The organism is Sulfitobacter sp. F26204 (assembly GCF_026410305.1).
Taxonomy (GTDB): Bacteria; Pseudomonadota; Alphaproteobacteria; order Rhodobacterales; family Rhodobacteraceae; genus Sulfitobacter.
Window position 1 is genome coordinate 295,526 of sequence record NZ_JAPMLQ010000001.1, and the last position, 12,975, is coordinate 308,500.

A 12,975-nucleotide genomic window follows, 5' to 3' on the forward strand; every position below is an offset into this window, starting at 1 on the left:
AGTGGCTCTTGCTAACGATGCGCGCTCTGCGCAAGAACAAGAGGTGCTCTGCTTATGTCCTTGGATTTTATGTCTGAACTGCGCTGTCTGGTGATGCTGGACGGCAAGGTTTTTGGAAATGTTGAAAAGGATGCAGGCAATACTCCGATGGAAATAAGATTGGGTGATGCGCTTGCTCCTTTTGAAGTGTGCAATCCAGACCCTGAATCCATTCTGAAACAGGCAAAGACCTATCGGTTACCTACAGAAAATTTTGCTCAAGACTCTCATTCACTGCCCGCTGAGGACGTCCCCGGCGAAGTCTATGCCTGTTGGGTGAACCATCTGAGCGATTGGGTGCTAAATGGTAGCCAAACCATTCAGGTCATGATCAACCGATTCTCAGCGCCGTGCCAGATCTTTTTTGACAAAAAGATCCACGTTCCTACAGTCGAAGCCGGCATGATGTTTCAAGCGCAATTGGCTGCCCACCGTGCTGCCGCCAGTCTGTGCCTGATCTTTCAGGATCCGGTTTCATTACAGGAAGAACGGCACTTTCTGCCGTTCGACACAGCTTATACCGGGGGCACCCACACCAGCGGATATGCAAAAGTCAGTTGCCCGATCCCCGATCATTTCCAAAGCTGCGATGTTTCCATTGAAATCGAGTATCGCAAACACCTGCCTGATACCAAAGGTACCGAGCCGTTCCTGTTTCTGGCTGATGTCCATGTCGCCAAAACAACTGCCACACAGACTGATACGCTGATGCTTGAGCCTGAATGGATCTATGGCAGAACCGAAATATCTGATGGTCAGTGGATCAGCGCCCCACTGCCCAATATGCTTGCCCCCGGACAGGGGCTTTCCTTGCAAATGGGGAATGAGGTCTTTCCCATTACACCCATGCCCAAACCCGATTTTACCGTCCGGGACAATTATGGCCACACATTGGTTTGCGACTCCGCTCAGGCGATGGAATTGGTGTTGAGCATCGATGGGGAATACGTGCGCAATTTCAGCATCACGCAGGGCGAAAATGTCCTGCGCCTGCCTTCTCGATATATGAACGGTCATGTGCGGCACGTCATGCTCAAGGATAAATCAGGTTCGGTCGTGGTCTATGAAGATCATCAATTGATGCCCTATATCTTGACGCCTGTAGATGTGATGCGGCGTGAATCTGTAGCACCCTTTCCCAGTATTCTGACGCCTCAAACTTCTTACCGTTTTGCCGGACTGAAGGCGGTGATGGCGGCGGCTCACCCCGAAACCGACTTGCACCAGTTGGCCCATGCACTGCAAACCCTCGAAGGCGGTCCGGAAAATGTCGTGCCCGAACCCCTGCATTTCACAGAAGTAGAACATCCAGAAGTTTCGATCATAATCCCTGCTCACAACAATTTTGAATTCACCTATCTGACGCTTTGTTCATTGTTGATCGGCCACAATAATACGTCTTTCGAAATCATTGTTGTCGACGATGCTTCTACCGACGAAACCAAGAGAATTGAAGAAATCGTCACCGGCATTACCGTCGTGCGTCTTCCGGTTGCCCAGCGTTTCATACGTGCCTGCAATGCCGGGGCAGAAAGGGCCAGAGGTAATTTTATCGCATTGCTGAACAATGATGTTGAAGTGACCACCGGTTGGTTGGACGAATTGCTTTGTGCATTTGACCGTTTTGACAACGTAGGCCTCGTAGGTTCAAAGCTGCTTTATCCCAACGGAGATCTGCAAGAAGCGGGCGGTATCATTTGGGGTTCCGGCAATCCATGGAACTATGGAAATAGGCAAAATGCCAATGATCCCCGATTCAGCTATGCGCGACAGGTCGATTATCTGTCCGGTGCCGCCATGCTTGCCCCGGCCCATGTCTGGCGTGAAATCAGCGGCCTCTCTGCATATCTTGAACCGATGTATTTTGAAGATACTGACTTTGCTTTCAAGGTTCGTGAAGCCGGGTATACCACGTGGTTCATCCCCTCATCTGTCGTCTATCATTTTGAGGGGATAACCTCGGGTACAGACGTTTCGACCGGGTACAAAAAATTTCAGGAAATCAACCGTCCCAAATTCAAACGCCGTTGGGCAGGCACATTCTCCGCCTACGGCGCTGAAGGCCAACAACCCGACCTCGAAAAGGATCGCGGTATTGTCGGGCGTGTTCTTTTTATTGATTATGCGCCTCCCCGTGCGGACAAGGATGCGGGATCATATGCCGCGTTGCAGGAAATGCATCTTGTTCAGTCTCTTGGGTACAAGGTCACCTTTATCTCGACCAATATGGCGCACCTTGGAAAATATACTGAAGACCTACAAAAATCGGGAATCGAAGTTATTTACGCCCCATTCTATATGAACGCGGGCGAATACCTTGATCAACATGCCTCTGATTTCGACGCTTTCTATATCACCCGTTATTATGTCGCACAGACTGTGCTGGAACATATTCGCCGACTGGCCCCGAAGGCCCGCATTCTATTCAATAACGCTGATTTGCATTTCCTACGCGAGCTGCGTACCGCACAAAGTGAAGGCGATAAACAAAAGCTGGAACGGGCCCGTCAGACACGAACAGACGAGATCGAGGTAATCCGAAATGTAGATGTTGTCCTGTCTTACAATGAAGTCGAACATTCAGTCATACAGGCCTATACCGATGGCAGTTCTACTGTTGTAAGATGCCCTTGGGTTGTTTCCGTGCCCAGCGCCATTCCCTGTGCCCGCTCCCGAACGGGGCTGTCATTTCTAGGCAGTTTTCGCCACCATCCCAATTCAGAGGGGATTAGCTGGTTTGCACGAGAGATCATGCCAGTTTTGACGGCGCAAAACCCCAATGCGCATTTGACGATTTATGGCTCTGGCATGGGTGACAATATTCGCGCCCTCAAGACCGAAAATATTCTCCCTCATGGTTTTGTTAAGGACGCGGCCGAAGCGTTTCACTCACACCGCGTTTTTGTTGCACCGCTACTGTCTGGCGCTGGCATCAAAGGTAAAGTGCTCAGCGCGCTTGCGCACGGTATTCCAAGTGTGATCAGTCCGATCGCCGCCGAAGGCATCGGCCTGCGATCCGGCCATGATTGCATTATCGCAGAACGAACCGAAGATTGGGTAGATGCGATCCAACTATTAACAACCGATGATGTTTTATGGGAAACCCTTTCACAAAACGCGCGTGGTTATATGTATAGCTGTTTTTCCTTCGAAAGGGGCCGCGAATTAATGCGTGAAGCTTTTGAAGCGGCAGAATTGTACGGGTCACGGAAATAGATCGAGATGCGCCACATTATTCTTCACATTCATCTGTTCAAGAATGCCGGTACTTCTGTCGACTACATTTTGCGCCAGAATTTTCCGGGTCGTTGGGTCACGCGCGAATTCCCCGATCCGCACCCGGATCACACGCCAGACGTCGCCGGCTGGATCCGCAATAACCCTGAAGCGGTGGCCTTTTCCTCGCACACCATCCAAGCTCCGCTGCCTCAGATTGAGGGCGTGCACATAGTTCCAATTATCATGCTACGTGATCCGATTGATCGTATTGCCTCCGCTTATCGCTTCGAACGTATACAACATGCCGAAACCCGGGGCACGCTACTGGCCCGTCAGAACGGATTTGCAGGATATGTTCATGCGCGGTTGAACACCGCCGGTGATCGGCAATGTCGCAACTTTCAAACCAGCCGGTTGTCTGCTTTGATACACTTGGCAGCCCAGGATGAACTGACACGTGCCAAATCTGTTGTAACCACATTGTCAGAAACGGGAATTCTGGGACTTGTCGTAAACTTTGATACCGCAATGGATCGCTTGGCTGCTCTGATCAAACCCCATTATCCGTCATTTGTATGGCACCCGGTGACCGCCAATGCCTCAAACCAACGCATGGCGACAACAGTATCCCCGGAAATGCGCCGCATCCTTGAAGAGACCAACCGTGACGATTTCGAACTTCTACGGTTTGCGCAGAAAACGGTTGCTCAGGCTTGCGCCGGTGACTGCGCTTCAACCCCTAAATTGGCTATCCAGCAATCCGGGATCTGAAATCCTTCGGCAGACACTTCGTCGCACACCCTCATGACATCGTCACGCACCAGATCGGGGAAAAAATCCGGCATCTTGTGTTTCACGCTTTCGGTAAACCGTTGCTCCAACAAAGCCTGAGGATAATCGCAAGCTGGCAGGTCCAGGAATTTCTCTATCTCACGCAATGTTCCTCGTTGGTCCTGATGTAGGGTCTCGTAAAACATGACCTTGTACATTTCCGGTGACAGCCCTCCCTTGAGATTGCGCAAGACTTGTCCGTATTCCGCGTTCACCCAGATGTGGCGACGTCTGACAAATTCACCGAATTCTGCCGGACCCCATGTCTCCAATCTGTCTAACTGACACGTGAGTTGCAGATGGAATTTGGTATGGCTCCACAATCGTTGAACTGGATCACGCATGGTATACAGCACGCGCAGACGGTTGCATTTTTTAGAAATTTGGGGCCAAGCGGCCATCGGCAGTTGCGCATGCAAATTCGAAAAATCGCATGCATAGCTTTGATGATCGCGCATGTGAAACAGATTGCGATACCAATAATCATCAACCGGACGGCTAAGATAGGCGGCAACCCAATGCAGGTTTCCGCGTATCGCGTCTATATTCGCTTTTTCAGGATCAAACCGGAACAAATACCTGTTTTTCGCTTCCTTGAGCCGGTATTTCTCGCTCAACTGATTGGGGTTCACATAGCGGTGGTAAAAATAGTGGATTTCCTTTTCCATCGCAAAATGCAGCGCCGGATGCTGCGCCAGAACAGCGTAAAGCCAAGTTGTCCCCGCTTTCATCGCACCTACACTCAGGAACAGGTTGGAAAACAGTCGGTCAGACATATGCCGCTCCTTTGTCTGTTCTGGACAGGCGCTCAATCACTTCCACATACATCCGGTGATAAACGGGGCGCGTAAAATGATTGAGATCAATCATATCTTCTGATCTCTCGATAAAGTCTGCAGGATCCAGCAGCATCACGTTGTCACGTCCCTGCACCGCCCTGCTCACCGCCTCGTTCAAACGCTGGTGATGCGGGTGCGGGGGCTTGTCAGGATTTTCAAAATGCAGCGGTCCGCGTATTGGTGCCAGAACAACAATCACCACTACAGATGTCGGGATATGGTCGAGGATCTGCCTGTATCGCTGTGCCATCCGCTCACTACTCAACAGTCCAATGTGGTCAAAGTCGCGCACAAGTGTCGCAAGCCTTTGTCTCTGCACATCGTTTTGTGTGACAGTTTCACGCAATTCCTCTTGTGCTATCAAATCATGATTTTGAGCACCGATGAGCCAATAGGGAACGGTTAGCCCGGTTCGTTTGTGGCGGTATTCGGGAATATCCGCATCTGCCCAGAAACTGAGGAAACACAAACTGCGCCCTTTGGGAAAGGTGCCAAGTTGTGAATGAAAATCTTCCGGGACATATCCAAGCGTTGCAGCCGCATCGCATTGCTCCCCACACAGACCTGCACCCAACGCCGGCATCAAAAACGACGTATGATCCTGTCGCAACATTTGACCATTCTTTGGCTGATTGAATTCCTCGACCAAATTATTTGTATGCAACACGAAATAGTGCATCAAACTGGCCAAATCGCAGCCGCCGCGCGCAATAATATTGTCATAGCGTACAGTGGTTGTTGGGCTGGTATCCTCCAGTTCTGTCAGCGCTACTACCGGCGTAACCCAATCAACCCTGGTCGTCTCGTTCTGTATATCCGACAGAACGTCACCCACAACCTCCAGTGGCGGACGTCCAAGATGGGCATAGGTCCAATGTTCAATATACATGTTCAGCGTGCGACAGGAAAAACAGAAGTGCCTTAACCGGCGCACATTATGCAGACGTTCAGTCAGGTAGAACCCGACAAAACCATAATCACCAAAATTGTCACACACACGGATCAATGCGGCATCCGTCGTGTTTTGTGCCAACAACGCGGTCAGTTCCTTGCGTGCGGCGACTTGATCTTCGGGCAAACGCTTCTTTGTGAAATTGAGTTGGTTGGTCCGGTTTATCAGCTCTATTGCACGATCCAGATGCGCTTCGACGTTGTATTCCACAAAAACGCGAACGTTTGATGTTCGCAAAAATGCAATCGTATCTCCACAAGCCACTTCAGCGGCTTTGGCCTTGCGCTCCTTGACCTTGTACTGTGCCAGGCGTGTAAGATGAACATCGGGTTTTCCGCGCAATTGAGGGGCGTTCACAAGCTTCGGGATCAAAGACGGCAAACCTACATTCAGCCCCGGATTGTGATGAGACGCCTGGGCAAGGTTCATCGGATTGTCATCCAGGAACAGGACCGACGATGCACGCAATCCGATCTGTGCCAGCATCGCAGCGATCCGCGGTCCTTTGGGGGTCCAGTCAATACTGGGAAAGATGAAGTAATCCCACAATTCCCGCTCTTTCAGAACCGCTTCTATCTCATTGGCGTTATTTTTTGAGCAGATTGTCGACATGATCCCGCGTTTTGCCAGTTCGATGACAAACGCGTGATGATCTTCTCGATACCGGATACCGCCCTCTGTGAGCGTGCCATCCCAGAACGTTTCATCCAAATCCCAAATGATCAGCCGTGTATTTTCAACAAGCTGAATCTGATCGAATTTTGTTCGTGTCATGCCCATATCAAACTTTCCGTAGATAGCCGTTTGGGTTGGTGGTGGCGTTAACTCCGAACATGTCACAATAGGTTTTGTCGATTTCATAGATCCCTGGATTATCACCGAAGTAGGTTTCGATCGCCCGGCTTGGCCCACCATCATATCGATCTGCAAGATCAAGCTCTGCCAGAACGCTGTCCTCAACAACAAGGTATTCACCGGCGCGCAAATATGCTGCGCCAAAACCAAGGACTGCCATACACGCAGCAAAAGTATGTGCGCTGTCCTCGGACAAGATCCAGGGGCGCGGCAGATCAAACAGGTCGTTGTCGGAAAACGTCTGCCTTAGTGTCATGACGTCCCCCTGCACAAAGAGGATTCCACAAAACCTGTCGTCAGAATCAGGCGGAGCACGGTCAATCGAAACGATTTGCGTATCCAGTCCGCACATCCGGGCCATGTCGCGAAACAACATCGCTGAACCGCCAAATTTCGTACCGATTTCAATAAATGTGCCCGGCTTCACTGCGTTGATCAGATGCAGATAAAGCGCAATATCGATCGGCGATTTGTTACACATCACGTCACGGTAATGATACCCCATGACCCCCTGATGATATGCACCGAGCTGCGGGCGGGTGAAGGGCGTTTTAAACGAACGGATCATGTTCAGCCTTTTGTTTATGCCCAAGCCGACAAGCATGCCGGTTGCAGTGAAATTCTTTATTTGTTTTGCCCAGAAAGCAGTAAACAGAAGATTAACTTTTGACCGACCCTGTCGCATTTAGCGGATAGATTTCCGTGCTGATCTGCCTAAGGTCATTGAAACAGCCCCATAAAGGACAGCTCGCAATGCACTTTGGCCTCAGCGAAGAACAAGAGATGATTGTCTCTACCGTGCGTAGTTTCGTAGAAAATGAAATCTATCCTCATGAAGCCGAGGTAGAGCGCACCGGACAGGTCCCTTATGCCTTGGGCGAAGAGATCAAACAAAAGGTGATAGATCTCGGCTTCTATGCCTGCAACTTCCCCGAGGAAGTTGGCGGTGCCGGGCTATCCCATGTTGATTTCACCCTGGTCGAACGTGAACTGGGTCGCGGATCGATGGCTCTTACTCACTTCTTCGGGCGGCCGCAAAACATCTTGATGGCCTGTAACGAAGAACAACGTGCGCGCTATCTTTTGCCTGCAGTCCGTGGCGAACGGATGGATGCACTTGCCATGACCGAACCCGACGCAGGATCGGATGTGCGCGGCATGAAATGTAGCGCTGTCCGCGACGGCGGAGATTGGGTTGTGAACGGATCCAAACATTTCATTTCGGGAGCCGAACACGCGGATTTCTTTATCGTCTTTATTGCAACCGGTGTTGATGAAACCGCCAAAGGTCCCAAAAAACGTATCACAACCTTCCTTGTGGATCGCGGCACACCCGGCTTCGAAGTGCGCGACGGGTATAATTCAGTCAGCCACAAGGGCTACAAAAACTGCGTGCTGTATTTCGACAATTGCCGTTTGCCGGATGCCCAGGTCCTGGGTGAGGTCGATGGTGGTTTTGCCGTCATGAACGAATGGCTTTATGCAACTCGCATCACTGTTGCCGCTTTCAGCGTTGGCCGGGCAAGACGATGTTTCGACTATGCCCTTAACTATGCAGCGGAACGAAAACAATTCGGCCAACAGATCGGCAAGTTTCAGGGCGTGTCCTTTCAGATTGCCGATATGATCACCGAGATTGATGCCGCTGACTGGCTGACTCTCGCTGCTGCCTGGCGTCTGGATGAAGGCTTGCCTGCCAACCGCGAGATTGCCTCAGCCAAGCTCTATGCATCAGAAGCACTTGCGCGCGTAACGGACACGACACTGCAGATATTCGGCGGCATGGGTCTGATGGACGATTTCCCGATTGAGCGCTTCTGGCGTGATGCCCGCGTCGAACGTATCTGGGACGGCACATCCGAGATCCAGCGCCACATCATTTCGCGTGATTTACTCCGCCCTCTGGGGGCGTGATGATACGGTCGCTTGATCGGCTGCTGCGCCCAAAAACCATTGCCGTTGTCGGGGGTGGTGCGTGGTGCAAGCAAGTTGTTCTGCAATGTCAGAAACTGGGGTTTCAGGGCGACATCTGGCCAGTGCATCCATCGACAGAACTGATCGAAGGGTTGCCGGTTTACCGCGATGTAAATGCCCTGCCTCAAGCGCCTGATGCGACATTCATCGGTGTCAACCGCGAGGCTACAATCGACATTGTTGCAGCCCTTTCAGAACGCGGGGCAGGCGGCGCGGTTTGCTTTGCCTCGGGTTTCCTTGAGGCGCAGACGGAAGATACGTCTGGTGCCGGCTTGCAGGAGTTACTCCTGTCAAAAGCTGGCAGCATGCCAATATTGGGTCCTAACTGCTATGGCTTCATCAACTACCTGGACGGCGCACTCCTCTGGCCTGATCAACATGGCGGTCAGCCTGTCGAAGCTGGTGTTGCGATTATCACCCAAAGTTCCAACATAGCGATCAACCTCACAATGCAATGCCGAGCTCTGCCGCTGGCCTATGTTGTAACCGCTGGAAATCAGGCCCAATCGGGGATTTCAGAAATCGGTATGGCCCTGTTGGAAGATCCCCGTGTGACCGCATTGGGCCTGCACATCGAAGGTATCGGCGATCTGCGCAGTTTCGAAGCGCTCGCCCTCCGCGCCCGGCACCTAAACAAATCCATCGTCGCGATCAAAGTCGGTCGTTCCGATCAAGCGCGATCCGCTACGATCTCACACACCGCATCACTGGCGGGTCATGACGCGGGGGCCGCCGCGCTCTTGAAACGCCTCGGTATCGCACGTGTCGACGATTTGCCCAGCTTTATTGAAACCCTCAAACTGCTGCATGTCGCCGGTCCCCTGCCGCAAAATAGTGTTGCCACAATCAGCTGCTCAGGTGGTGAAGCGAGCCTTGCTGCGGACATCGGCATGTTCCAGAATATCAGTTTTCCGCGTTTGAACACTCGTCAGAAAACTGACCTGCGCGCAGCGCTTGGTCCTCGTGTCGCGCTTGCCAATCCATTGGATTATCATACCTACATCTGGCGCGATATTCCTGCAATGACCCGCGCCTTTGCTGCCGTGGCGGACGCCGGTATTGCAATCACCATCCTGATCGTTGATTTCCCGCGTACTGACCGGTGTGACCCGTCCGACTGGGATTGCGTTATTGCCGCTACCATCGCCGCGGCGCTGCAGACCGGACATCTTTATGGCATGGCCGCAACCCTGCCCGAACTAATGCCAGAGAGCGTCGCCCGTCAATTGATGGCAAATGGCGTTGTGCCCTTTAACGGGTTGAAAGAAGCGCTTGCTGCCTGTGCCGCCGCCAGTACAACCGTTGCCAGGACACCCGAGCCCGTTACCCTGCCCAATCCAGGGGGCGACGCGATACTGGTTCCCGAAGCCGAGTCCAAGAAAACCCTCGCAGGGTACGGGCTGCGCATCCCCAAATCTGATCGCTGCGCCGCACTTGAGGAAATAGAAACCGTCGCAGCTCAAATCGGTTTTCCTCAGGTCCTCAAGGGCGAGGGAATCGCACATAAGACCGAACAGGATGCCGTGAAACTTGACCTTACTTCCAGCATGGAAACGCTCGCCGCGGCAAAGACTATGCCCGCCTCCGCTTACATGATCGAAGAAATGGTCACCGGCACCATCGCCGAACTTCTCATCGGTGTGGTCAATGACCCTGCACATGGGTTTGTTCTGACGCTCGGTGCGGGCGGCACGCTAACGGAACTTCTGGGAGATACGGTATCTCTTTTGGTACCCGCCACCGAGACGGAAATCAGTGCCGCCTTGAATGATCTGAAAATCGCCCCGCTTTTACACGGATACCGAGGTGCCTCTGCTGTCGACCTGCCCTCGGTTCTCAAGGCCATCAATGCCGTGCAGGATTTTGCCATTGCGCACCGCGACACCTTGCAAGAGGTTGAAATCAATCCCCTGATCTGTACAGCGACAGACGCCATCGCCGCCGACGCGCTTCTGCGCCACACATCAATAAAGGAAGCCACATGACCGACTCCCCCATCAAAACCCGGCGCGACGGTGCCATTCTGCAGGTAACGCTTGACCGGCCCAAAGCCAATGCAATTGATCTGAAGACTTCGGTTCTCATGGGAGAAATCTTTGCCGGTTTCCGCGATGATGCGGAACTGCGGGTGGCGATCATCACCGGTGGTGGTGGCAAATTCTTCTGCCCTGGGTGGGATCTCAAGGCAGCATCAGATGGCGATGCTGTCGATGGGGATTATGGCGTTGGTGGCTTCGGCGGATTGCAGGAGCTACGCGACCTCAATAAGCCCGTCATCGCGGCCATTAACGGCATTGCCTGCGGTGGCGGTCTTGAACTCGCACTCAGCGCCGATATGATCCTCGCAGCTGATCATGCCACATTCGCCTTGCCTGAAATCCGTTCGGGTACCGTAGCCGATGCAGCCTCCATCAAGCTTCCCAAGCGCATCCCCTATCACATCGCCATGGAACTTTTGCTCACTGGCCGCTGGTTCGATGCCGAAGAAGGCAAGGGTTGGGGGTTGATTAATGAAATTCTGCCCGCGGAGCAATTAATGGATCGGGCATGGGAACTGGCACGTCTGCTCGCCTCCGGTCCGCCGTTGGTCTATGCCGCAATCAAGGAAATCGTACGAGATGCCGAGGATTCAAAGTTTCAGGACGCAATGAATCGCATCACAAAAAGGCAATTACAATCGGTCGACATACTATATTCTTCCGAGGACCAACTGGAAGGGGCACGTGCATTTACAGAAAAACGTGATCCGGTTTGGAAGGGCAAATAGTCTAAAGCTTTGCCGCTTCCTCGTTCTTTCTGTCATCCTCGGGTGGATCGGTGATCAATTCCGCATCTTCGATTGTATCCGCAACAACAACTGCCCCTGCGTTGTCTTCGGCCGTGCCGACAATCAGCGGCAGCATCGACACACCACCGGGCATTGCCACCTCTGACATGGGCGGAGTCTTCCAAGCGAGTGTATCGAAGCTGTTGCAGTTATTACAAATCGGAGCCCAATCCGTATGGATGTTCTGGCAATTTTCGCAAATCCATTGCGGCCCGCGTGAAACGGTCAATGCCCGCGCCAGCCAACCTTTGACAATCGTATCCGATGCCCCCTCGCCGCGTTCGATTGCGGCCATCAGGGTCACCGACCGTGCAGTTGGATCAACCTCAACCAAGTCGCCCAGGGCACGGCGTGCCGCGGGGAAATCCTCATCCGCAATAAGCAGTTCCGCCTTCAACATTTTGGTTTCTGCATGATCCGGTTGTGACTTTGTCAGCGCTGCAAACCGCTTGATCCGTGCGGCGGGTTTTTCATCTGGTTCAATTGCAGCAAAGGCGGCGGCAAGGTCCGGATGCGGCTGCACTGCCCAGGCTTTGCTCAATACGCGTGCCGCATAACGCGGCTTGTTCTGCTCGATATACCCATGCGCTGCCATCACGGCTGCGGGGATCAGATCTGGTGAAAGTCGGTTTGCCTCGATCGCGGCTTCCCGCGCTTCGATATCCTTGCCTTCGTCAAATACATCTTTGGCTTCTGAAAGAGCCAATACCGCATCCCGGCGTTTGTGCACATCCCTTGGAAGTTGCCCATTTTTGAGCTTGGCATTCAGTGTCTTGCGCGCCCCGGTCCAGTCTTCCTTGCCCGCTTGCAATTGCAGCAACACATCACCAGTTTCTGCATGTCTGGGTTTCAGGGCAAAGGCTTTCTCAGCCAGCTTCAATGCGGTTTCCGTATCTCCATCCGCCAGTTTCTGTTTCATGATGCCGCGCACGCCGACAAACCGGGTCGATTCATCTTCAACCAACTTGCGGTATGTCTCTTCCGCCTTGCGCCTGTCGCCCGCCATTTCCGCGGCTTGCGCGGTCAACAGATTGGTCAATGCGGGTTTTTGCAGGTATTTGTCCGCCTTGGCAGCTTTGGCCATTGCCACTTTGCCTTCACCGCTCGCCAATGCCATCAACCCTTCTGACAGTGCGTCAAATCCTTTGCGTTCGCGATTACGGTCAAAATAACGCGACAGGGCTGTCTCATCCCCGTTCAGGAAGTGCCAGACCGCAATAAGCAACGATAGCACCTTGAGCAGCACCCAAACCGCAATCAGCAATACAGCAAGGCCGATGACCGATTGCAGGGGTCCGAAACTGTATTCGGTCCCCATCACCGTAATCTGCATGCCGATTTGGCCTTCGCTTTCCAGCAAAGAGCTGGCACCCCATGCCAATACCGCCACAGCGGCGACAAACAGAATAATCTTGATCAATGACCACAACATAAATTCA

General features: G+C 52.6%; 9 protein-coding genes. 5 read left to right on the forward strand and 4 right to left on the reverse strand.

Annotated features, from left to right (window positions below; translation table 11 throughout):
• Positions 1-54: 54 nt before the first annotated feature.
• On the forward strand, positions 55-3,255 hold the full coding sequence (locus tag OS190_RS01385) for a glycosyltransferase (RefSeq protein WP_267156867.1): 3,201 nt from the start codon (positions 55-57) through the stop codon (positions 3,253-3,255).
• A 6-nt stretch (positions 3,256-3,261) separates the two neighbouring features.
• Positions 3,262-4,029, forward strand: coding sequence for a sulfotransferase family 2 domain-containing protein (locus OS190_RS01390; protein WP_267156868.1), 768 nt, complete (start codon positions 3,262-3,264; stop codon positions 4,027-4,029).
• On the opposite strand, the gene OS190_RS01395 is transcribed toward OS190_RS01390, so the two are convergent.
• From OS190_RS01395 to OS190_RS01405, 3 genes are read right to left on the reverse strand one after another with little or no spacing between them, the layout of a single operon-like run.
• Entirely contained in the window at positions 3,966-4,865 is a 900-nt protein-coding gene (locus tag OS190_RS01395) for a sulfotransferase (protein ID WP_267156869.1), read from the reverse strand. The two genes, OS190_RS01390 and OS190_RS01395, sit on opposite strands and share 64 nt — an antisense overlap.
• Positions 4,858-6,654: an HAD-IIIC family phosphatase gene (locus tag OS190_RS01400; RefSeq protein ID WP_267156870.1), complete on the reverse strand. Its 1,797-nt coding sequence runs from the start codon at positions 6,652-6,654 to the stop codon at positions 4,858-4,860. Before OS190_RS01400 ends, OS190_RS01395 begins: the two co-directional genes overlap by 8 nt.
• A 7-nt stretch (positions 6,655-6,661) precedes the next feature.
• Positions 6,662-7,303 (reverse strand): CmcI family methyltransferase, encoded by a 642-nt coding sequence (locus OS190_RS01405; protein ID WP_267156871.1) that lies wholly within the window; start codon positions 7,301-7,303, stop codon positions 6,662-6,664.
• 185 nt (positions 7,304-7,488) lie between these two features.
• On the opposite strand from OS190_RS01405, the gene OS190_RS01410 reads away from it, so the two are divergent.
• The 3 genes from OS190_RS01410 to OS190_RS01420 are packed head-to-tail and all read left to right on the forward strand — an operon-like array spanning position 7,489 to position 11,476.
• Complete coding sequence (locus OS190_RS01410; RefSeq protein WP_267156872.1) at positions 7,489-8,649, forward strand: acyl-CoA dehydrogenase family protein; 1,161 nt, start codon at positions 7,489-7,491, stop codon at positions 8,647-8,649.
• Positions 8,649-10,694, forward strand: a complete 2,046-nt coding sequence (locus OS190_RS01415) for an acetate--CoA ligase family protein (protein WP_267156873.1) — start codon at positions 8,649-8,651, stop codon at positions 10,692-10,694. The genes OS190_RS01410 and OS190_RS01415 overlap by 1 nt, the downstream gene beginning before the upstream one ends.
• Positions 10,691-11,476: a carnitinyl-CoA dehydratase gene (locus OS190_RS01420; RefSeq protein WP_267156874.1), complete on the forward strand. Its 786-nt coding sequence runs from the start codon at positions 10,691-10,693 to the stop codon at positions 11,474-11,476. Before OS190_RS01415 ends, OS190_RS01420 begins: the two co-directional genes overlap by 4 nt.
• Position 11,477: 1 nt before the next feature.
• On the opposite strand, the gene OS190_RS01425 is transcribed toward OS190_RS01420, so the two are convergent.
• A complete protein-coding gene (locus tag OS190_RS01425) occupies positions 11,478-12,968 on the reverse strand; it encodes a heme biosynthesis protein HemY (protein WP_267156875.1) in 1,491 nt (496 codons plus the stop codon).
• Positions 12,969-12,975 lie beyond the last annotated feature (7 nt).

Excerpts from the sequence above, each read along its gene's own strand:
- OS190_RS01385 (WP_267156867.1), top strand. The coding sequence starts at position 55 with ATGTCCTTGGATTTTATGTCTGAACTGCGCTGTCTGGTGATGCTGGAC.
- OS190_RS01390 (WP_267156868.1), top strand. The coding sequence starts at position 3,262 with ATGCGCCACATTATTCTTCACATTCATCTGTTCAAGAATGCCGGTACT.
- OS190_RS01395 (WP_267156869.1), bottom strand. The coding sequence starts at position 4,865 with ATGTCTGACCGACTGTTTTCCAACCTGTTCCTGAGTGTAGGTGCGATG.
- OS190_RS01400 (WP_267156870.1), bottom strand. The coding sequence starts at position 6,654 with ATGACACGAACAAAATTCGATCAGATTCAGCTTGTTGAAAATACACGG.
- OS190_RS01405 (WP_267156871.1), bottom strand. The coding sequence starts at position 7,303 with ATGATCCGTTCGTTTAAAACGCCCTTCACCCGCCCGCAGCTCGGTGCA.
- OS190_RS01410 (WP_267156872.1), top strand. The coding sequence starts at position 7,489 with ATGCACTTTGGCCTCAGCGAAGAACAAGAGATGATTGTCTCTACCGTG.
- OS190_RS01415 (WP_267156873.1), top strand. The coding sequence starts at position 8,649 with ATGATACGGTCGCTTGATCGGCTGCTGCGCCCAAAAACCATTGCCGTT.
- OS190_RS01420 (WP_267156874.1), top strand. The coding sequence starts at position 10,691 with ATGACCGACTCCCCCATCAAAACCCGGCGCGACGGTGCCATTCTGCAG.
- OS190_RS01425 (WP_267156875.1), bottom strand. The coding sequence starts at position 12,968 with ATGTTGTGGTCATTGATCAAGATTATTCTGTTTGTCGCCGCTGTGGCG.